General features: G+C 66.3%; 18 protein-coding genes. 6 read left to right on the forward strand and 12 right to left on the reverse strand.

The window, feature by feature from the left end; genetic code table 11:
- The first annotated feature begins 177 nt into the window (after window positions 1-177).
- Together mfd and ACLSSQ_RS09880 are read left to right on the forward strand one after the other, a co-directional pair.
- Entirely contained in the window at window positions 178-3648 is a 3471-nt protein-coding gene (gene mfd, locus ACLSSQ_RS09875; RefSeq protein WP_416242573.1) for a transcription-repair coupling factor, read from the forward strand.
- Between the two features lie 49 nt (window positions 3649-3697).
- On the forward strand, window positions 3698-4786 hold the full coding sequence (locus tag ACLSSQ_RS09880) for a patatin-like phospholipase family protein (RefSeq protein WP_014237438.1): 1089 nt from the start codon (window positions 3698-3700) through the stop codon (window positions 4784-4786).
- On the opposite strand, the gene ACLSSQ_RS09885 is transcribed toward ACLSSQ_RS09880, so the two are convergent.
- The gene (locus ACLSSQ_RS09885; protein ID WP_416242574.1) at window positions 4743-6005 is read right to left on the reverse strand and encodes an ABC transporter substrate-binding protein; all 1263 of its coding nucleotides are present in this window, start codon (window positions 6003-6005) and stop codon (window positions 4743-4745) included. The genes ACLSSQ_RS09880 and ACLSSQ_RS09885 overlap by 44 nt on opposite strands.
- A gap of 87 nt (window positions 6006-6092) precedes the next feature.
- On the opposite strand from ACLSSQ_RS09885, the gene ACLSSQ_RS09890 reads away from it, so the two are divergent.
- From ACLSSQ_RS09890 to serB, 4 genes are all read left to right on the forward strand, one after another.
- Entirely contained in the window at window positions 6093-8669 is a 2577-nt protein-coding gene (locus ACLSSQ_RS09890; RefSeq protein ID WP_416242575.1) for a response regulator, read from the forward strand.
- A 137-nt stretch (window positions 8670-8806) separates the two neighbouring features.
- Complete coding sequence (locus ACLSSQ_RS09895; protein WP_130458438.1) at window positions 8807-9883, forward strand: 3-deoxy-7-phosphoheptulonate synthase; 1077 nt, start codon at window positions 8807-8809, stop codon at window positions 9881-9883.
- A gap of 19 nt (window positions 9884-9902) precedes the next feature.
- On the forward strand, window positions 9903-10445 hold the full coding sequence (locus ACLSSQ_RS09900) for a gamma carbonic anhydrase family protein (protein WP_287875452.1): 543 nt from the start codon (window positions 9903-9905) through the stop codon (window positions 10443-10445).
- Between the two features lie 27 nt (window positions 10446-10472).
- Window positions 10473-11315 carry a phosphoserine phosphatase SerB gene (serB, locus tag ACLSSQ_RS09905; RefSeq protein WP_416242576.1) on the forward strand — a complete coding sequence of 281 codons (843 nt, stop codon included), beginning with the start codon at window positions 10473-10475 and terminating at the stop codon, window positions 11313-11315.
- 77 nt (window positions 11316-11392) lie between these two features.
- Here the strand turns inward: serB and ACLSSQ_RS09910 are convergent, their stop codons facing one another.
- The 11 genes from ACLSSQ_RS09910 to cysE all read right to left on the reverse strand — a co-directional run bounded on the left by ACLSSQ_RS09910 (window position 11393) and on the right by cysE (window position 19390).
- Window positions 11393-11710 carry a hypothetical protein gene (locus tag ACLSSQ_RS09910; RefSeq protein ID WP_014237432.1) on the reverse strand — a complete coding sequence of 106 codons (318 nt, stop codon included), beginning with the start codon at window positions 11708-11710 and terminating at the stop codon, window positions 11393-11395.
- Window positions 11711-11786: 76 nt separating this feature from the next.
- The gene (iscX, locus tag ACLSSQ_RS09915; RefSeq protein ID WP_014237431.1) at window positions 11787-11981 is read right to left on the reverse strand and encodes a Fe-S cluster assembly protein IscX; all 195 of its coding nucleotides are present in this window, start codon (window positions 11979-11981) and stop codon (window positions 11787-11789) included.
- Window positions 11982-11991: 10 nt separating this feature from the next.
- Window positions 11992-12333 (reverse strand): ISC system 2Fe-2S type ferredoxin, encoded by a 342-nt coding sequence (gene fdx, locus ACLSSQ_RS09920; RefSeq protein ID WP_014237430.1) that lies wholly within the window; start codon window positions 12331-12333, stop codon window positions 11992-11994.
- Complete coding sequence (hscA, locus tag ACLSSQ_RS09925) at window positions 12330-14210, reverse strand: Fe-S protein assembly chaperone HscA (RefSeq protein ID WP_014237429.1); 1881 nt, start codon at window positions 14208-14210, stop codon at window positions 12330-12332. Before hscA ends, fdx begins: the two co-directional genes overlap by 4 nt.
- A complete protein-coding gene (gene hscB, locus ACLSSQ_RS09930) occupies window positions 14210-14740 on the reverse strand; it encodes a Fe-S protein assembly co-chaperone HscB (protein ID WP_416242577.1) in 531 nt (176 codons plus the stop codon). Before hscB ends, hscA begins: the two co-directional genes overlap by 1 nt.
- Window positions 14741-14900: 160 nt before the next feature.
- Complete coding sequence (gene iscA / locus ACLSSQ_RS09935; RefSeq protein ID WP_014237427.1) at window positions 14901-15224, reverse strand: iron-sulfur cluster assembly protein IscA; 324 nt, start codon at window positions 15222-15224, stop codon at window positions 14901-14903.
- A gap of 34 nt (window positions 15225-15258) precedes the next feature.
- Window positions 15259-15648, reverse strand: coding sequence for a Fe-S cluster assembly scaffold IscU (gene iscU, locus ACLSSQ_RS09940; protein ID WP_014237426.1), 390 nt, complete (start codon window positions 15646-15648; stop codon window positions 15259-15261).
- Between the two features lie 23 nt (window positions 15649-15671).
- Window positions 15672-16880 carry an IscS subfamily cysteine desulfurase gene (locus ACLSSQ_RS09945; RefSeq protein WP_130458434.1) on the reverse strand — a complete coding sequence of 403 codons (1209 nt, stop codon included), beginning with the start codon at window positions 16878-16880 and terminating at the stop codon, window positions 15672-15674.
- A gap of 43 nt (window positions 16881-16923) precedes the next feature.
- Window positions 16924-18081, reverse strand: a complete 1158-nt coding sequence (locus ACLSSQ_RS09950; protein ID WP_130458433.1) for a cysteine desulfurase family protein — start codon at window positions 18079-18081, stop codon at window positions 16924-16926.
- A 16-nt stretch (window positions 18082-18097) separates the two neighbouring features.
- The gene (iscR, locus tag ACLSSQ_RS09955) at window positions 18098-18574 is read right to left on the reverse strand and encodes a Fe-S cluster assembly transcriptional regulator IscR (protein WP_014237423.1); all 477 of its coding nucleotides are present in this window, start codon (window positions 18572-18574) and stop codon (window positions 18098-18100) included.
- A 60-nt stretch (window positions 18575-18634) separates the two neighbouring features.
- Entirely contained in the window at window positions 18635-19390 is a 756-nt protein-coding gene (gene cysE, locus ACLSSQ_RS09960; RefSeq protein WP_130458432.1) for a serine O-acetyltransferase, read from the reverse strand.
- Window positions 19391-19425: the final 35 nt, after the last annotated feature.

The raw sequence follows: 19425 nt of genomic DNA on the forward strand, positions 1-19425 counted from the left end.
ATAGGCCAGCCGCAAGCCGCACCCCGCAAGGCGCTGCGGCCATGACCCTGAGGCAATCCTCCCCGGCGGCGCTACCGCGCCAGCCCGGCCCCGGTGTCGGCAAACGGCAGCGCCCCGGCCGGGCCATCGCCCCTGGGCTATAATCCTGCCTCCCCCGCCTGCCTGATTTACCTCCTCGTGTCCGCCTCCACCTCGCCCGCCCTGCCCGAACTGCCTCCCGAAATTTCCCGCGCCCTGGCCCAGCTGCCGCGCAGCGGCGAACGCCTGCACCTGCCGCCCCTGGCCGGTTCCGCCGACGCCCTGGCCCTGGCCCGGCTGGGCAGCCAGGCCCGCAGCCAGAAGCGCCTGCTGGCCGTACTCACCGCCAGCCCGGCGGACGCCCAGCGCCTGCTGGAGGAAATCCCCTGGTTCGCGCCGGACCTGAAGGTGCGCCTGCTGCCGGACTGGGAAACCCTGCCCTACGACAATTTCTCGCCCCACCACGACCTGGTCTCCGAACGCCTGGCCACCCTCTACGCCGTCAGCCGGGGCGAGTGCGAAGTGCTGCTGGTGCCGGCCACCACCGCCGTCTACCGCCTGACCCCGCCCAGCTACCTGGCGGCCTACACCTTCTTCCTGAAAAAGGGCGAGAAGCTGGACGCCGAGCAGTTCCGCAACCAGCTCACCCTGGCCGGCTACACCCACGTCACCCAGGTGGTGTCGCCGGGGGAATACTCCATCCGCGGCGGCCTGGTGGACCTGTTCCCCATGGGCTCGGCCCTGCCCTACCGCATCGACCTCTTCGACGAAGAGATCGAGACCCTGCGCACCTTCGACGCCGACACCCAGCGCAGCCTCTACCCGGTGCCGGAAATCCGCCTGCTGCCGGCCCGGGAATTCCCCCTGGACGACGGCGGCCGCACCCGCTTCCGCCAGCGCTTCCGCGAAGTCTTCGAAGGCGATCCGGCCAAGTCCGGCATCTACAAGGACGTCTCCAACGGCGTTCCTTCCGCCGGCATCGAATACTGGCTGCCCCTCTTCTTCGAGGAAACCGCCACCTTCTTCGACTACCTGCCCAAGGACGCCGTGCTCTGCCAGCACCGGGACGTGGCGCTTGCCCTGCAGGACTTCTGGCGCGACACCCAGTCTCGCTACAACATGCTGGCCGGCGACAAGGCCCGGCCCCTGCTGCCCCCGGCCGAGCTGTTCCTCTCCGAGGAGCAGTTCTTCGTCGCCGCCAAGGATTACGCCAAGCTGATCCTGGGCACCCCGGCGGAAGGCACGCCGCCCCTGGCCACCGCCGTCCCCGCCGTGGCGGTGGAACGGCGGGCCGAGGACCCGCTGACCGCCCTCAAGCAGTTCATCGCCGGCCGCCAGGGGCGCCGCACCCTGCTCCTGGCCGAATCCGCCGGCCGCCGCGAAACCCTGCAGCAACTGCTGCTGGAACACGGCCTCAAGCCCGCCGCCAGCGCCGACTTTGCCGCCTTCCTCGGCGGCGACGCGCCCCTGGCCCTGGGCGTGGCCCCCCTGCAAAGCGGCTTCTGCCTCGACGGCCTGGCCATCATCACCGAAACCGAGCTGTACGCCGGCAGCCCCAACCGCCGCAGCCGCCAGAACGCCCAGCGCCGGGCCTCCATGGACAACTGGCTGCGGGACCTGACCGAGCTCAAGGTGGGCGACCCGGTGGTGCACGAATCCCACGGCATCGGTCGCTACATGGGCCTGCTACACCTGGACCTGGGCGAAGGCGACACCGAATTCCTGGAGCTGCACTACGCCAACGAGGCCAAGCTGTACGTGCCCGTTTCCCAGCTCCACGTCATCTCCCGCTACTCAGGCAACGAGCCCGATGCGGCGCCCCTGCACAGCCTGGGCTCGGGCCAGTGGGAAAAGGCCAAGAAAAAGGCCGCCGAACAGGCCCGGGACACCGCCGCCGAACTGCTGGCCCTCTACGCCGCCCGGGCGGCGCGCCAGGGCCATGCCTTCGCCTTCACCGAAAACGACTACGAGGCCTTCGCCGACGGCTTCGGCTTCGAGGAGACGGAAGACCAGGCCACCGCCATCGCCGCGGTGATCGAGGACATGAAGTCGGGCAAGCCCATGGACCGCCTGGTGTGCGGCGACGTGGGCTTCGGCAAGACCGAGGTGGCCCTGCGCGCCGCCTTCGTCGCCGTCGCCGGCGGCAAGCAGGTGGCGGTGCTGTGCCCCACCACCCTGCTCTGCGAACAGCACTACCAGACCTTCAAGGACCGCTTCGCCGACTGGCCGGTGCAGATCGCCGAACTGTCCCGCTTCAAGACCGCCAAGGAAACCGCCCAGGCCATGAAGGACCTGGAGGCGGGCAAGATCGACATCGTCATCGGCACCCACAAGCTGCTCTCCAAGGAGATGAAGTTCGACCGCCTGGGCCTGGTCATGATCGACGAGGAACACCGCTTCGGCGTGCGCCAGAAGGAAGCCCTGAAGGCCCTGCGGGCCGAGGTGGACGTGCTGACCCTGACCGCCACCCCCATCCCCCGCACCCTGGCCATGAGCCTGGAAGGCCTGCGGGACTTCTCGGTGATCGCCACGGCGCCCCAGAAGCGGCTGGCCATCAAGACCTTCGTCGCCAAGTTCTCCGACGGCATTATCCGCGAGGCGGTGCTGCGGGAACTGAAGCGGGGCGGCCAGGTGTACTTCCTGCACAACGAGGTGGACACCATCGACAACATGCGGGAGAAGCTCCAGTCCCTGGTGCCCGAGGCCCGCATCGTGGTCGGCCACGGCCAGATGAACGAGCGGGAGCTGGAGCGGGTGATGCGGGACTTCACCCAGCAGCGGGCCAACCTGCTGCTATGCACCACCATCATCGAGACCGGCATCGACAATCCCCACGCCAACACCATCCTCATCAACCGGGCCGAAAAATTCGGCCTGGCCCAGCTGCACCAGCTGCGGGGACGGGTCGGCCGCTCCCACCACCAGGCCTACTCCTACCTCCTGGTGCAGGATGAAAAGGCCCTGACCAAGCAGGCCAAGCAGCGCCTGGAGGCCATCCAGCACATGGAAGAGCTGGGGGCCGGTTTTTATCTCGCCATGCACGACCTGGAAATCCGCGGCGCCGGCGAGGTACTGGGGGAAAACCAGTCCGGCGAAATGCAGGAGGTGGGCTTCAACCTGTACACCGAGATGCTCAACCGGGCGGTGGCCGCCCTCAAGCAGGGCAGGGAGCCGGACCTGACCCAGCCCCTGGGCGTCACCACGGAAATCAATCTGCACGCCCCGGCCCTGCTGCCCGACGCCTACGCCCCCGACGTGCACGAGCGCCTGACCCTCTACAAGCGCCTCTCCAACTGCGAGACGGAGGAGGACATCAACGCCCTGCAGGAAGAGCTGATCGACCGCTTCGGCGAACTGCCGCCCCAGGGCCAGTGCCTGCTGGCCACCCACCGCCTGCGCCTGCTGGCCAGGCCCCTGGGCATCGTCAAGCTGGACGCCACTGCCAGCCAGCTGACCGTGCAGTTCTGCCCCAATCCGCCCATCGAGCCCATCCGCATCATCGAACTGATTCAGAAAAACCGTCACTTCAAGCTGGCCGGGCAGGATAAACTGGCAGTCGTTCGTCATATGCCGACCCTCAAGGAACGGGTCGATGCAGTGAAGGATCTGTTCCGGCAACTGGGCGCCTGACCACCCCGGGCCTGCGTTGCCGGAAAACCCAATTCCGGAGGACAACGCAATGGCAAAGACTGCACTGATCATCGGGGGCGGCGCCCCCAACGCCACCCTCATGGCCGGCGCCCTGGTGGCCTTCGAGGAGGCCGGCGTCGAATTCGACGTGGTTTCCACCGCCGGGGCCGGCGCCCTCATCGGCCTGCTCTACCTGGCACCCCAGGGCGGCGATTCCCTGAAGGCCCTGCGCAGCACCGTGGACATGGGCATCGCCGACGCCCTCTACCAGCGCTATCCGGTCAATTTCAAGGTATTCCAGAAATCCGGCTCCATCGCCGAGGCCTACCGGGCCCTGCTGCAGGCCAATCCCCTGGTCCAGGCCATGGAGCAGCAGCTGGGCGGCCACGAGGCGACGCGGCTGCAGGCCGACCTGATCAAGCTGATGTTCGCCGTGGCCTGCCCCACCGACCTCAATGCCGACAGCCTGGGTCTCTGCGCGCCGGTGCCCTTCCTCGAGCAGGTGGTGGATTTTTCCGCCCTGCAGCAGCGCCACGAGCGTTTCTACGTGAACGCCTACAACATCAACGACCGGCGCATGCAGAATTTCAGCAGCGCCAAGGGCCAGATCAGCGGCGACGCCCTGCGCGCCGCCCTGGCCTTCCCCTTCCTCTACCCGCCGCACCAGATGGTGGACCCGGAGGACGGCCAGCCCAAGTACTACTACGAAGGCGCCGCCCACGACTGCCTCAACTACGAGGCCCTGGTCAGCCACGAACCGGAGGTGAAGGACATCGTGGTCTTCGACGTGCTGGGTGCCGAGAAGCTGATGCGCACGCCGCGGGACCTCTACGACGCCTGGCTGCTCTCCATCATCGTGCCCCTGGTGGAAATCGCCCGGGACGACACCAAGATCTTCGAAGCCAAGTACAACCGGGACGGCAAGTGGAACCTGCTCAAGGTGCCCTTCGACATCCCGGCGGACAAATGGGAAACCTCCCTCGACTGGTCCCGTTCCAACCTGGAGACCCTGTTCCAGGTGGGCTACGACTCCGGCCGCCAGTTCCTCGCCGGGGCCGGCAGCCACCTGCCCCGCCGCGGCCAGGCCGCCAAACCTAGCGCGCCAGCAAAGGGCAAGCGCTCGCCGAAAGGGGGCTGAAGGCCTGTTCCCCGGGGATGGTGCGCAATACCCGCAGGTAGTCCCAGGGTTCCCGGATGTCCCCGGGCTTCTTCACTTCCAGCAGGTAGATGTCGTGCACCATGCGCCCGTCCTCCCGCAGGCGGGCGTTGCGCACGATGGGGTCGCGGATGGGGATTTCCCGCATCCTGGCCACCACCGTGGTCCCCTTGTCGCTGTCGCTGGCGGCCGCGGCCTTGAAGTAGTGGATGAGGGAGGAATAGACGCCGGCCTGCAGGTCGCTGGGCATGGCGCCGGTGCGCTCGAAGAAGCGCTGGGACCAGGCCCGGGCCTCCGGGTCCTGATTCCAGTAGAAGGAATGGGAAAGCTTGAGGCCCTGGGCCAGCTGGGGCTTCATCACATGGACGTCGTTGAGGGCGGTAGCCACCGCCGCCAGCACCGTCTTGCCCTTGCTCACCCGCAGCAGGTCGAAGCTCTGCCGCACCGCCCGGATCATGTCCTGGCCCGCATCCACCAGGGCGATCACCTGGGCCCCGGACTCGGCCGCCTGGCGCAGTTTGACGAACAGCTGCCGCTCCCCCAGGCCGTGATAGGTACGCCCCAGCACCTGGCCGCCGTTGGCCTCGATTACCGCCGCCAGCTCCTTTTCCGTATTGCGGCCGAAGGCATTGTCCAGGGTGATGAAATACCAGGTCCTGGCGCCGCCCCGGGTCAGTTCCCGGCCCAGGGCGGTGGTGTAGGCCTGGCTGTCGTACATCCAGTGCACCCCGGTGGCGGCGCAGCGGCTGCCGGTGATTTCCGTACTCATGACGCCGTTGTAGAAGACCACCGCCCCCTTGGGCCGGTTAATTTCCTGCACCGCCAGGGCGATGGGGGAACTGGCCACGTCGGCAATGACATCTACCCCCTCCTCGAACAGCCAGCGCTTGGCCACCGCCGAGCCCTGGGCCACGCTGTTGCCGTGGTCGGCGAAAAAGAGGCGGATGGGCTTGCCGTTGATCTTGCCGCCCACGTCCTCGATGGCCATGCGCGCCGCTGCCACGGAACCGCTGCCGGTGATGTGGGCATAGGTCGATTGCATATCCACGAGCAGGCCGACGCGGATTTCCCCGTCGGAAAAATCGGCCCGGGCGGCCAGGCTCATGGCCGCCAGAAGCAAGGCCAGGAGCGGCTTTCCAAGCCATGCCCGGAGGCCGGCGGCAGTCCGCAGTGAGCGGCGGGTGGGGAACAGCTTGTCCATTGGCAGCATCTCAGTGGAAAATGCCAAACATCATAAAAGCGAGAAGCGGCGGTCACAACCGCTGATTTCCATTCGGGGACCCAATCCGTGCCGCCACGACCCAGAGCCTCCCAGCGACTCCCCTTCGTCATCTACGGCTTTGCCATCCTGGCGGGACTCATCCTGGTGCTCGGCTTCGCCCGTTTCAACACCCTGCACGAAGTTTTCCTCGACGCCAATTTCGACAGCGTCCACGGCGCCCGCACCCTGCTCAAGGCGCGCTACTTCATCGGCCAGAGCCAGGAGCTGCTGGAGCGGGCCGCCGATTCCCCCGATGCGCGGCGCAAGCACGTGGCCGCCGCCTGGGAAGCCCTGGCCCTGGCCGAGAACTACAGCGCCGAAGGCCGGGACAGCAATCCGGAAATGCGCGCCCGGCTCTCCGAGCGCATCCGCAACCTGAAGCTGAAGACCAACCAGTACCTGGAAGGCAGCGGCACGCCCGCCGCCGACCTGCCCCATCTGGTGCAGGAGTCCCGCCTCCTGGCCGACGACCTGGAAGCGGCGGAACTGGACCGCTGGGGCATGCTCTCTTCCATGAACGCGGCCCTGGCCGAGCGCATGGAGCAGATGCGCCTGTTCATCGCTGCCATCGTGGTCGGTTTCATCGCCCTCATGTCCATGCTGGGCTGGGCCCTGACCCGGGCCAGCCGGGCCGAGAGCGCCCTGCTGCGGGCCAAGGAGGAAGTGGAGGCGATCCAGCAGACCACCCTGGACGCCTCGGCCATCGGCATCGCCTACCTGGACACCAGCAACCACGAAGACAGGCACGTGGTCCTGGCCAACCGGCAGATGGCAGCCATGTTCGGCTACGGCTCCCAGGAGGTGATCGGCCTGCGGGCCGAGGAGCTGTACCCGAGCCGGGAAAGCTTCGTCAGCGCCACCCAGGACATCATGCCCATACTGGAACAGGGCCAGGTGATGCGCCAGGAGCTGATCATGCGGCGGCGCAACGGCGAGTGCTTCTGGTGCGCCGTGTCGGGCAAGGCCATCAATCCGGACGACCTCAGCCGCGGCGTGGTATGGACCTTCGAGGACGTCACCGAACGCAAGGCGGCGGAAAGCGAACTGCGCCACGCCCGGGAAAAGGCGGAGGCGGCGAACCGGGCCAAGAGCGAATTCCTGGCCAACATGAGCCACGAAATCCGCACCCCCTTCACCGGCATCCTGGGGGTGCTGGACCTGCTCCTGCACACGCCCCTCAACGAAAAGCAGGAGCGCTACATCCGCCTGGCCTACGGCAGCACCAAGCAGCTGCTGGCCATCCTCAACGACATCCTGGACATTTCCAAGATCGAGGCCGGCAAGCTGGTGATCCATCCGGAGGAGGTGGACCTGGTGCTGCTGCTGGGCGAACTGACCGAGGTCCAGGCCGCCGCCGCCGCCCAGAAGGGGCTGGAGTTCCGCTATCACATCAAGGGCATCATCCCGCCCAAGATCCATGGCGATCCGGTACGCCTGCGCCAGATCATGGCCAACCTGCTCAACAACGCCATCAAATTCACCAACAGCGGCTGGGTCGAGCTGGACATCGAATGCACCCGCATCGCCCCCGGCCGCCAGCACCTGCGGGTCGAGGTGCGGGACTCGGGCATCGGCGTGCCGCCGGAACTGCAGGAAACCATCTTCGACAAATTCACCCAGGCCGATTCCTCCACCACCCGCCTCTTCGGCGGCACCGGCCTGGGCCTGACCATCTGCAAGCAGCTGGTGGAACTGATGCACGGCAGCATCGGCGTCAGCAGCAACAGCGGCGAAGGCAGCTGCTTCTGGTTCGACATCGAACTGCCGGAGAGCGACCCCACGGTGAGTCCGGTGCCCGTGCTGCCGGCGGGCAGCCCCATCACCGCCCTGCCCCGGGACACCCGCATCCTGCTGGTGGACGACACCGAGGCCAACCGGGAAGTGCTGGCCGAATACCTGGCCCAGGCCCACTGCCAGGTGCGCCAGGCGGCCAACGGCCTGGAGGCGGTGACCCTGGCGGAAAGCTGGCAGCCGGACGCCATCCTCATGGACTGCCAGATGGCCGGCATGGACGGCTACGAGGCCACCCGCCAGATCCGCATCCAGGAAGGCCAGCGGCGGCGCACGCCGATCATCGCCCTGACCGCCTTCGTCATGCGCGGCGACCGGGAAAAATGCCTGGCCGCCGGCATGGACGACTACCTGCCCAAGCCGGTGGACGCCCAGACCCTCATCGCCACCATCGGCAAATGGCTGGAAGGCCGCGAGACCAATCCGGCCCGGACGCCCCGCTTCAGCGGCCGCATCCTGCTGGTGGACGACAACCCGGAAATCCGGGAAGCCAGCACCTGCCTGCTGGAAGCCCTGGGCTGCCAGGTACAGAGCGCGTCTTCCGGCGAAGAGGCCCTGCAACTGGTCCCCGAGGCCGACTTCGACCTGGTGCTGATGGACTGCCGCATGCCCGGGCTCGACGGCTGCGCCACCACCCGGGCCTGGCGGGCCCGGGAACGGGGCACGCCGACGGCCATCATCGCCCTCACCGCCGGCGACCCGGACGAGAGCCGGGCCCAGTGCCGGGAGGCGGGCATGAACGACTTCCTCGCCAAGCCCTTCTCGGAGCAGGAACTGGTCACCCTGCTGCGCCGCTGGCTGGCTCCGCAATAAGCGCCGGCTATCGCGGCATTAGGGTGCGCAAGGGACGGCGGAAGGGTTAAACTCCCATCCTCGGCTTGGCGGCGTCCGTTCCGGTGGGCGCCGGCTCCTCCCGATTGCAACCGGAACCAGTGCTGCCCATAACGACCATGACCACCCCCGACATCGACAACATCAATATCGCCGCCTTCGACCCCATGCCGACCCCGGCGGCAATGCTGGCCAGCCAGCCCCTCTCCGAGAAGGCCGCCGCCGTGGTGCGCCAGGGCCGGCAGGACCTGAAGAACATCCTGGACCGCAAGGACCACCGCCTCTTCGTGGTGGTGGGCCCCTGTTCCATCCACGACCCCGTCGCCGGCCTGGACTACGCCCGCCGCCTCAAGGCCCTGGCCGACGAGGTCTCCGACACCCTGCTGCTGGTGATGCGCGTCTACTTCGAGAAGCCCCGCACCACCGTTGGCTGGAAGGGCTATATCAACGACCCCTTCATGGACGACTCCTTCCGCGTGGACGTGGGCATGGCCAAGGCCCGGGAGTTCCTCCTGCAGGTCAATGAAATCGGCCTGCCCGCCGGCACCGAGGCCCTGGACCCGAATTCTCCCCAGTACTACGGCGACCTCATTTCCTGGACCGCCATCGGCGCCCGCACCACCGAATCCCAGACCCACCGGGAAATGTCTTCCGGCCTGTCCACCCCGGTGGGCTTCAAGAACGGCACCGACGGCAACACCGAGATCGCCATCAACGCCATTCTCTCCGCCTCCAAGCCCCACAGCTTCCTCGGTCTCAACGACCAGGGCCAGGTGGCCATCGTGCGCACCACCGGCAATGCCTACGGCCACATCGTGCTGCGCGGCGGCGGCGGCCGGCCCAACTACGACACGGTCTCCGTCTCCGTGGCCGAGCAGGCCATGGTCAAGGCCAAGCTGATCCCCAACGTGGTGGTGGACTGTTCCCACGCCAACAGCCTGAAGAAGCCCGAACTGCAGCCCCTGGTGATGTCCGACGTGGTGAACCAGATCCGTCTGGGCAACAAGTCCATGGTGGGGGTGATGATCGAGTCCAACATCGAGGCCGGCAACCAGTCCATCCCCGCCGACCTGTCCCAGCTCAAGTACGGCTGCTCCGTCACCGACGGCTGCGTGGACTGGGCCACCACGGAAAAGATGATCCGCGACGCCGCCACCCTGCTGCGCGACGTGCTGCCGGAACGGCAGGCCGGCTAAGCCTTTCCCGGCCCTGCCCATGCTCCTCAGCCCCTACCTGGACACTTTTCCGTCCGTCGGCGAGTCCTGCTACCTCCACCCCTCGGCCCAGCTCATCGGCGACGTGCGGCTGGGGCGGGACTCGTCGGTGTGGTGCAACGCCGTCCTGCGGGGCGACGTGAACCGCATCGAGATCGGCGCCTGCAGCAACATCCAGGATTTCTCCATGGGCCACGTCTCCCACAAGAATGCCGCCAAGCCGGAGGGCTCGCCCCTGCTGATCGGCGACCACGTCACCGTGGGCCATGGCGCCATCCTGCACGGCTGCCGCATCGGCGACGAATGCCTGATCGGCATGGGTTCCATGGTCATGGACGATGCGGTGATCCAGCCCCGGGTCATGCTCGGCGCCGGCAGCCTGGTGTCCCCGGGCAAGACCCTGGAGAGCGGCTACCTCTACGTGGGCCGCCCGGCCGTCCGGGTGCGGCCCCTCACGCCTGACGAAATCGCCTACCTGCGCTATTCCGCCGAACACTATGTGCGGGTGAAAAACAATTACCTGTCGTCGCCCCAGACGACCTGAGTTCCACCCCGATCACCGCTCACCACCATGAATCTCATCATCCAGAACGGCGCCCTGCCGACCTTTCTCCTCGACCGCATTGCCGCCGCCACCCAGGCCGCTGCCGTGGAACCCCGGCCGCCCCGGGTGGTGTGCTTCCGCAACGCCAGCCGCACAGCCGAATTCGACGCCCTGCTGCCCCTGATCGAAGCCGAAAAGCTGGACTGGGCCTTCGTCCCCGCCGGCCGCAAGCTGGCCGACTACGGCCTCATCTGCTTCGACATGGACTCGACCCTCATCACCATCGAGTGCATTGACGAACTGGCCGACTTCGCCGGCAAGAAGGCGGAAGTCTCCGCCGTCACCGAATCGGCCATGCGCGGCGAAATCGACTACCGGGAAAGCCTGCGCCGCCGCCTGGCCCTGCTGGCCGGGCTGGACGCCCGGGTCCTGGCCCGGGTCTATGGCGAACGCCTGCTGCTCTCCGAGGGCGCCCGAGAACTGCTGGAAGCGGCCCAGACGGCCGGCCTGCGCACCGCCATCCTCTCCGGCGGCTTCACCTATTTCACCGAACGCCTGCGCATCGAACTGGGCTTCGACTTCGCCACCTCCAACGAACTGGAAATCTCCGGCGGCAAGCTCACCGGCAAGGTGCTGGGCGACATCGTGGACGCCCAGGCCAAGGCCCACCACCTGAACCGGCTGCGGGACGAACTGGGCCTGGAACGGGAGCAGGTGATCGCCGTCGGCGACGGCGCCAACGACCTCTTGATGATGGCCGAAGCCGGCCTTTCCGTGGCCTTCCACGCCAAGCCCGCAACCCGGGCCAAGGCCTCGGTGGCCATCAGCCACGGCGGCCTGGACAGCCTGCTCAACCTGTTCGAAGCCTGAAGCGTCCCGGCTCCGACAGCAAAACAAAAGCCCCGCAGTGCGGGGCTTTTGTTTGGGCGGGAAATGCTTTCCCGGGACTACAAGCCGGCCAGGGATTCTTCCCGCTTGCGGCGCAGGCCTTCGGGCATGCGCAGGGTCTGGCGGTCCCAGCCCTCCAGGTCGAGCACCCGGTCCAGGCACTCTTCCAGTTCCGCATGGGCGGTGTTGGTGGAGGCGGCGATGAGCTGATGCACCGGCCGCTCGCTGCTCGGCGCCTCCAGACAGTCCTGCTGGTAGCGATAGAGCCCGCGCAGGTCGCGGATGGCCGCCGCCACCTGGGCCGGACAGGCACACATGTAGATGGTTGCCTCGTCGATGATCCGTTCCAGTTGCTGGTCGCTGAAGCGCTGTTCCATGGTCGTGCCTTCCCTGTCCTGATTGCTTCGTTCCACCTCGGCTGCGAGCGGAGTCAATTCACCCGCATCACCCGAATTACTCGGCCTCTTCGATCCAGGCGCCCTGGATGGCTTCCAGGATTTTCTCGCCGCAGTGCTTGGGATCGTCGTTGAATCCGGGCAGGGCCATGACCCAGTTCATCAGGTCCACGAAATTGATCTTGGTGGGGTCCACGTCCGGATGGGCGTCGGCGAGTTCGATGGCAATATCGTTGATGTCGGTCCATTTCATGGCGCTCTCCTCAGTGCTTGCCTTCCTTGGCCATGTTGATGGTGTACTTGGGGATTTCCACCACCAGGGGCGTGGCCTTGACGATGGCCTGGCAGGACAGGCGGGAATTGGGCTCCAGGCCCCAGGCCTTGTCCAGCATGTCCTCTTCCAGATCCTCGGCCGGTTCCAGGGAATTGAAGCCTTCCCGGATCACCACGTGGCAGGTGGTACAGGCACAGGACTTCTCGCAGGCATGCTCGATTTCGATATCGTGCTGCAACAGGGCATCGCAGACGCTGGTGCCCGGTTCGGCCTCGATCACGGCGCCCTCGGGGCACAGCTCCTCATGGGGCAGGACGATGATCTGGGTCATTCTTCTTCTCCGATTTTCACGTCGTCCACACGCTTCCCGGCCAGGGCTCGCTTGATGCTCTGGTCCATGCGGCGGGCGGCAAATTCATTGGTTTCCAGGGCCAGCAGGTCCATGCCGTGGTTGATGGCATGGCGGTCCTCGCCCTGAATGACGGTGCGCAGCTTTTCCAGGGCCACATCGACCCGGGCCCGTTCGCCCGCATCCAGCAGGTGGGGGTCTTCCTTGAGAGCCGCTTCGGTGGCTTCGAGCAGGCGGTCGGCCTCGACCCGGGCTTCCTGCAGGGCGCGGCGGAAGGCGTCGTCCTTGGCGTGCTCCAGGGAAGATTGCAGCATGCCGGTGATTTCGTCGTCGGTGAGGCCGTAGGACGGCTTCACGGCCACGGAGGCCTCCACGCCGGAGGTCTGTTCCCGGGCGGTGACGGAGAGCAGGCCATCCGCATCCACCTGGAAGGTGACGCGGATGCGCGGCGCCCCGGCCACCATGGGGGGAATGCCCCGCAGTTCGAAGCGGGCCAGGGAACGACAGTCGGACACCAGCTCCCGCTCGCCCTGAACCACGTGGATGGCCATGGCGGTCTGGCCGTCCTTGAAGGTGGTGAATTCCTGGGCTCGGGCCACGGGGATGGTGGAATTGCGCGGGATGACCTTCTCGGTCAGGCCGCCCATGGTCTCCAGGCCGAGGGACAGGGGAATCACGTCCAGCAGCAGCCAGTCGTCGCCGGGATTACGGTTGCCGGCCAGCAGGTTGGCCTGGGTGGCGGCGCCGATGGCCACCACCTTGTCCGGGTCCAGGTTGGTCAGGGGCTCCTGGCGGAAGAACTCGCCCACGGCCTTCTGGATGGCGGGAATGCGGGTGGCGCCGCCCACCATGACCACGCCCTTGACGTCGGTGGGACGCAGGCCCGCATCCCGCAGGGCCTTCTTGCAAGGCTGCAGGGTCTTGGCCACCAGGGTCTGGGTGATGTCGTTGAAGACTTCGGCGGAAAGCTTGAGGTTCACCAGTTCGCCGCTGGTGAGCTTGGCGGTGATCGGCGCCTCGTTGTGTCCGGTCAGGTATTCCTTGGCTTCCCGGGCCTTGGTCAGCAGCAGGCGGGCGTCCATGGCGGCCAGGGGCGCCAGCTTGGCGGTCTCGCTGATCCAGCAGAGGATGCGCTGGTCGAAATCGTCGCCGCCCAGGGCCGAATCGCCGCCGGTGGACATGACTTCGAAAACGCCCTTGGAGAGGCGCAGGATGGAAATGTCGAAGGTGCCGCCGCCCAGATCGTACACGGCGTAGATGCCCTCGGAGCCGTTGTCCAGGCCGTAGGCGATGGCAGCGGCGGTGGGTTCGTTGAGCAGGCGCAGGACGTTGAGGCCGGCCAGGCGGGCCGCATCCTTGGTGGCCTGGCGCTGGGCGTCGTCGAAGTAGGCGGGCACGGTGATGACGGCGCCCACCAGTTCGCCGCCCAGGGCGGCTTCGGCCCGGGTGCGCAGCACCTTGAGGATGTCGGCGGAAACCTCCACCGGGCTCTTCACCCCGGCCCGGGTCTTCAGCCGCACCATGCCTGGCGCCACCTGGAAATCGTAGGGGGCGGATTCCACGTGGCCGATGTCTTCCAGGCCCCGGCCCATGAAACGCTTGACGGAGACGATGGTGTTCTTCGGGTCCCGGGCCTGCTCGGCCTGGGCTTCGATGCCCACCACCACCTCCCCTTCCGGGGTGTAGCGCACCACGGAAGGCAGCAGGGCGCGGCCGTCCTCGTCGTTGAGGACCACGGCCATGCCGCTGCGCACGGTGGCGACCAGGGAATTGGTGGTACCCAGGTCGATGCCCACCGCCAGCTTGTGTTCGTGGGGCAGTTCGGACTGGCCGGGTTCGGCGATTTGCAGTAGGGCCATTATTGGTCTTCCAGGGCCACCAGGGCCTCGTCAATATCGTGTTGCAGCTTTTCCAGGAACATCAGGCGGCGGGTCAGGTCGGCCGCCGCCGGGTAGTCGACCTGCTGGTCGAACAGGGCGCCCAGTTCCGCATAGCGATCGGCAATCTGGTCCCGCAGGCGGAAATGCAGGTCTTCCAGTTCATCCACCTGGCCGGCCTGCCGCGCCTCTTGCACGGCTTCGCGCCATTCCATCTGCTCCATGAGGAAATCCACGGGCATGGCGGTGTTGTTTTCGGCGCCCACGTCCTGGCCCGCCAGATGCAGCAGGTACTGGGCCCGCGGCAGGGGTTTCTTCAGGGCCTGGTAGGCCTCGTTGACCCGGGTCGCCCATTGCATGGACAGGCGCCGGTCCGCTTCGGAAGCGTCGGCGAACTTGTCCGGATGCACCTGGGCCTGGGCCTCGCGGAAGCGGGCATCGAGCACGCCCAGGTCCACATTGAAGACCCGGGGCAGCCCGAAAAGGGTGAAATGATCAGCGTTGAAATCCATGGCGGCCCCGATTGTATTGTTTTTTGGGCGGATCAGGCTCCACCCGCGGGCAAAGCGCAGCCAGGGCTAGGCGCGCCCCAAGAAGATGTCCCCAGGGAATCCCTGCGGGACAGTGCGAGCAGCACGGCAAGCCCGGGCAATGACGCCCAGGCAAGCCGCCTCAGACCTTGAAGCTTTCGCCGCAGCCGCACTGATCCTTGACATTGGGGTTGTTGAACTTGAACCCCTCGTTCAGGCCTTCACGGGCATAGTCCAGCTCGGTGCCGTCCAGGTAGGGCAGGCTCTTCGGATCCACCAGCACCTTGACGCCGTGGCACTCGAAAATCTGATCGTCTTCGGCCAGTTCGTCAGCGAACTCGAGCTTGTAGGCCATGCCGGAGCAGCCGCTGGTGCGGACGCCCAGGCGCAGGCCGATGCCCTTGCCGCGTTTGGTGATGTAGTTGGCCACGTGCTTGGCCGCCTGCTCGGTCAGTGTAACCGCCATGATGTGTTCCCCTTGGAAAACTGGACAATAAAGCTCAGTTGTCTCCGTGCTTCTTCTTGTAGTCGGCCACCGCCGCCTTGATGGCATCTTCCGCCAGGATGGAGCAGTGAATCTTCACCGGCGGCAGGGCCAGTTCTTCGGCGATGTCCGTGTTCTTGATCTCCAGGGCCTGATCCAGGCTCTTGCCCTTGACCCACTCGGTCACCAGGCTGGAGGAGGCAATGGCGGAACCGCAGCCGTAGGTCTTGAACTTGGCGTCCTCGATGACGCCTTCCTTGTTGACCTTGATCTGCAGCTTCATGACGTCGCCGCAGGCGGGGGCGCCCACCATGCCGGTGCCGACGCCGCCCTCTTCCTCCTTGGTGAAGGAACCGACGTTGCGGGGATTTTCGTAGTGGTCCAGGACCTTGACGCTGTATGCCATGATGATTGCTCCTTAATTCAGGTTCAGTGGGCAGCCCACTGGACGGTATTCAGATCGATGCCTTCCTTGAACATGTCCCACAGGGGGGACAGTTCGCGCAGCTTGCCCACCTTGCTGTGCAGCAGCTTGACCACGAAATCCACCTCTTCCTCGGTGGTGAAGCGGCCGATGGAGAAGCGGATGGAACTGTGGGCCAGTTCGTCTTCCCGCCCTAAGGCACGCAGAACGTAGGAAGGTTCCAGGCTGGCGGAGGTGCAGGCGGAACCGGAGGAAACGGCCACGTCCTTGATCGCCATCAGCAGGGACTCGCCTTCCACGTAGGCAAAGCTCATGTTCAGGTTGTGGGCGACGCGGTGCTCCAGATCCCCGTTCACGTAGACCGCTTCCATGTCGGAAAGTCCCTTCAGCAGCTTGTCGCGCAGGGCGGCGATGCGCTTATTTTCCTCGACCATCTCTTCCTTGGCCAGACGGAAGGCTTCACCCATGCCGACGATCTGGTGGGTGGCCAGGGTGCCGGAGCGGAAACCGCGCTCGTGGCCGCCGCCGTGCATCTGGGCTTCCAGGCGGACGCGGGGCTTGCGGCGGATGTAGAGGGCGCCGATTCCCTTGGGGCCGTAGGTCTTGTGGGCGGAGAAGCTCATCAGGTCCACCTTGAGCTTGTCCAGGTCGATATCCACCTTGCCGGTGGCCTGGGCCGCATCGACGTGAAAGATGATGCCCTTCTCGCGACAGATCTCGCCGATCTCGGCGATGGGCTGGACCACGCCGATTTCGTTATTCACGAACATCACCGATACCAGCACGGTGTCGGGACGGATAGCGGCCTTCAGCACTTCCAGGTCGATCAGGCCGTTTTCCTGCACGTCCAGGTAGGTGGCGGAGAAGCCCTGGCGCTCCATTTCGCGCACGGTGTCGAGCACGGCCTTGTGCTCGGTCTTGACGGTGATGATGTGCTTGCCCTTGCCGGCGTAGAAATTGGCGGCGCCCTTGATGGCCAGGTTGTTGGATTCGGTGGCGCCGGAGGTCCACACGATTTCCTTGGGGTCCGCATTCACCAGGGCGGCGACCTGCTCCCGGGCCTCTTCCACGGCGGCCTCGGCTTCCCAGCCGTAGCTGTGGGAGCGGGAGGCGGGGTTGCCGAACTTCTCCACCAGGAAGGGGATCATCTTTTCCGCCACGCGCGGATCCACAGGCGTGGTGGCCGAGTAGTCGAGGTAGATGGGCAGTTTCATGTTCTCGTCGCTCCAAAAAGGTTTTGCACGTTCTTGTTGTCCGTTACGACGCCATGGCCGTGAGGCTGGTCAGGCGTTCCAGGGTGCCCTTCAGCACCCCGAGAAATTCTTCAATCTGGGCCGCCGTACTGGTGGCCCCCAGGCTCACCCGCACCGCGCCCCGGGCCAGTTCCGGCGCCACGCCCATGGCCATGAGGACCCGGGAAGGCTCCGGATTGGCCGAGGAACAGGCCGCACCGCTGGCCACCGCAAAACCGGCCCGGTCCAGGTAGCCCACCAGGGTTTCGCCATCCACACCGGGAAAGGCAAAGTAGCTGGTGTTGGGCAGGCGCTCGGCGCCGGCACCGAAAATCCTGGCACCCTGGTGATGCAGACCGGCTTCCAGTTGCTGTCGCAAATCCGCCAGCCGGCGTCGGTTTTCCTTCACGTTACGGGCCGCCAGGGCACAGGCTGCACCGAACCCGACAATGGCGGGGACGTTTTCCGTACCGGAACGCAAGTTCCGTTCCTGTCCGCCGCCGGCGATCAGGGGCTGCAGCTCGACCCGCTTGTCCAGGACCAGGGCCGCGGCACCCTTGGGGCCGCCGATCTTGTGGCTGGAAACGCTGAGGGCGTGGACGCCGGCCCCGTTGAGGGCGCGAAAATCCAGCTCCAGCTTGCCCAGCACCTGCACCGCATCGCTGTGGAACCAGGCGCCGGTGGGCCGGGCCGCCTGGGCCAGGGCGACCACATCCTGCAGCACGCCGGTTTCGTTGTTGGCCAGCATCACCGACACCAGGGCCGGACGCCGGGCCAGAAGTTCAGCATAGGCGCCCTGCTCCACCCTGCCCTCGCCATCAACGGCCAGGGTAGCCACTTCCCAGCCCTGGCGGGCCAGCTGCTCCGCCGGACGGGCGATACAGGGGTGTTCCACGGCGGAGACCGCCAGCAGGCCGGGCCGCAGGCTGGCCGCGGCGCCCTTGAGGAACAGGTTGTTGCTTTCGGAACCGCCGCTGGTGAACACCACCTCGGTGGCATGGGCGCCGGTGGCCGCCGCCACCTGCTGCCGGGCCTCGTCCACCGCCCGCCGCGCCGCCCGGCCGTACTCGTGGCGGCTCGAGGCATTGCCGTACTGCTCGCGCAGATAGGGCAGCATGGCCTCCAGCACCTCGGGATGCAGCGGGGTGGTGGCGTTATGGTCCAGATAGACCGGGGCGAACATGGCGGCGATCCAGCTTTCAGGCGCGGACCAGGACTTCCTTGACCCGGGGCCGGGGACCAAGGCGCTGCCCCGTGAGCAGGGCCACCTTGTCCTGCTGCTTGCTCACCAGGTCGTGCAAGCTCACCGAGGCCAGGTATTCATACATCTTGGCATTGAGGGTGGACCACAGGTCGTGGGTCATGCAGCGGTGTTCTTCGTGGCAGTTTTCCTTGCCGCCGCACTGGGTGGCGTCCAGGGGCTCATCCACGGCGCGGATGATGTCGGCCACCGTCACCTGCTCCAGGGGCCGGGCGATACAGTAGCCGCCGCCGGGGCCGCGCACGCTTTCCACCAGGTTGTGGCGGCGCAGCTTGCCGAACAGCTGTTCCAGGTAAGACAGGGAAATCTTCTGCCGTTCGCTGATGCCAGCCAGGGTCACCGGACCCTCACCGCCACGGATGGCGAGGTCGATCATGGCGGTAACGGCGAAACGTCCTTTGGTGGTCAAGCGCATTTTTAGGCCCTCCAGGAAATACCTGAGAATTTAAGTCAACTATACTGATACCCGGATTTATTAGTCAACTATTTTGCTCAAGTATTTGGGATCGAAACGGTCGGCCACCGCCAACTCGTCCTCCACCCGCACGCCGGCCTGTTCCAGCTTGTGCAGCAGGGTTTCGATGCGCCGGTCGGTTTCCACCGCGTGGTCGAGCAGGCCGTGGATGGCCTTGGCCAGGGGGTCGTCCTGGTTCTGCTGGGCCACGGCGTAGGCGGAAAAGCCCATTTTCACGGCCTTCTCCTCCCGCTTCTGCTCCTGCTCGCCCTGGATGATGCGGGCCGGATTGCCGACGGCGGTGGCGCCGCCGGGCACATCCCGCACCACCACGGCGTTGGAACCCACCTTGGCGCCGGCACCCATGGTGATGGGCCCCAGCACCTTGGCCCCGGCGCCAATGACGACGCCGTTCTCCAGGGTGGGATGGCGCTTGCCCTTGTTCCAGGAAGTGCCGCCCAGGGTGACACCGTGATAGAGGGTGACGTCGTCGCCGATGACGGCCGTCTCGCCGATCACCACCCCCATGCCGTGGTCGATGAAGAAACGGCGGCCGATGGTGGCCCCCGGATGAATCTCGATGCCGGTCAGGAAGCGGGAGATGTGGGCGACGAAACGGGCCAGCCAGCGCAGGCGATGCCCCCACAGCCAGTGGGCCAGCCGGTGCAGGGTGATGGCATGGATGCCCGGATAACAGGTGAGCACCTCCAGCACGGACCGGGCCGCGGGATCGCGGTCGAAAACCGAGTGGATGTCTTCACGCAGGCGGGCAAACATGGATCAATACTCCTTGGATTTGTGGGGTTATCTTA

This window comes from Azospira sp. APE16 (assembly GCF_047901315.1).
In the GTDB taxonomy this organism is placed as follows: domain Bacteria; phylum Pseudomonadota; class Gammaproteobacteria; order Burkholderiales; family Rhodocyclaceae; genus Azospira; species Azospira oryzae.

Coding starts and splice junctions, on each gene's coding strand:
- ACLSSQ_RS09910 (WP_014237432.1), bottom strand. CDS start 11,710: ATGGAACAGCGCTTCAGCGACCAGCAACTGGAACGGATCATCGACGAG.
- iscX (WP_014237431.1), bottom strand. CDS start 11,981: ATGAAATGGACCGACATCAACGATATTGCCATCGAACTCGCCGACGCC.
- ACLSSQ_RS09950 (WP_130458433.1), bottom strand. CDS start 18,081: ATGTTCGCCCCGGTCTATCTGGACCATAACGCCACCACCCCGCTGCAT.
- hscA (WP_014237429.1), bottom strand. CDS start 14,210: ATGGCCCTACTGCAAATCGCCGAACCCGGCCAGTCCGAACTGCCCCAC.
- hscB (WP_416242577.1), bottom strand. CDS start 14,740: ATGGATTTCAACGCTGATCATTTCACCCTTTTCGGGCTGCCCCGGGTC.
- iscR (WP_014237423.1), bottom strand. CDS start 18,574: ATGCGCTTGACCACCAAAGGACGTTTCGCCGTTACCGCCATGATCGAC.
- ACLSSQ_RS09880 (WP_014237438.1), top strand. CDS start 3,698: ATGGCAAAGACTGCACTGATCATCGGGGGCGGCGCCCCCAACGCCACC.
- ACLSSQ_RS09885 (WP_416242574.1), bottom strand. CDS start 6,005: ATGGACAAGCTGTTCCCCACCCGCCGCTCACTGCGGACTGCCGCCGGC.
- ACLSSQ_RS09895 (WP_130458438.1), top strand. CDS start 8,807: ATGACCACCCCCGACATCGACAACATCAATATCGCCGCCTTCGACCCC.
- fdx (WP_014237430.1), bottom strand. CDS start 12,333: ATGACCCAGATCATCGTCCTGCCCCATGAGGAGCTGTGCCCCGAGGGC.
- iscA (WP_014237427.1), bottom strand. CDS start 15,224: ATGGCGGTTACACTGACCGAGCAGGCGGCCAAGCACGTGGCCAACTAC.
- cysE (WP_130458432.1), bottom strand. CDS start 19,390: ATGTTTGCCCGCCTGCGTGAAGACATCCACTCGGTTTTCGACCGCGAT.
- serB (WP_416242576.1), top strand. CDS start 10,473: ATGAATCTCATCATCCAGAACGGCGCCCTGCCGACCTTTCTCCTCGAC.
- iscU (WP_014237426.1), bottom strand. CDS start 15,648: ATGGCATACAGCGTCAAGGTCCTGGACCACTACGAAAATCCCCGCAAC.
- ACLSSQ_RS09900 (WP_287875452.1), top strand. CDS start 9,903: ATGCTCCTCAGCCCCTACCTGGACACTTTTCCGTCCGTCGGCGAGTCC.
- ACLSSQ_RS09945 (WP_130458434.1), bottom strand. CDS start 16,880: ATGAAACTGCCCATCTACCTCGACTACTCGGCCACCACGCCTGTGGAT.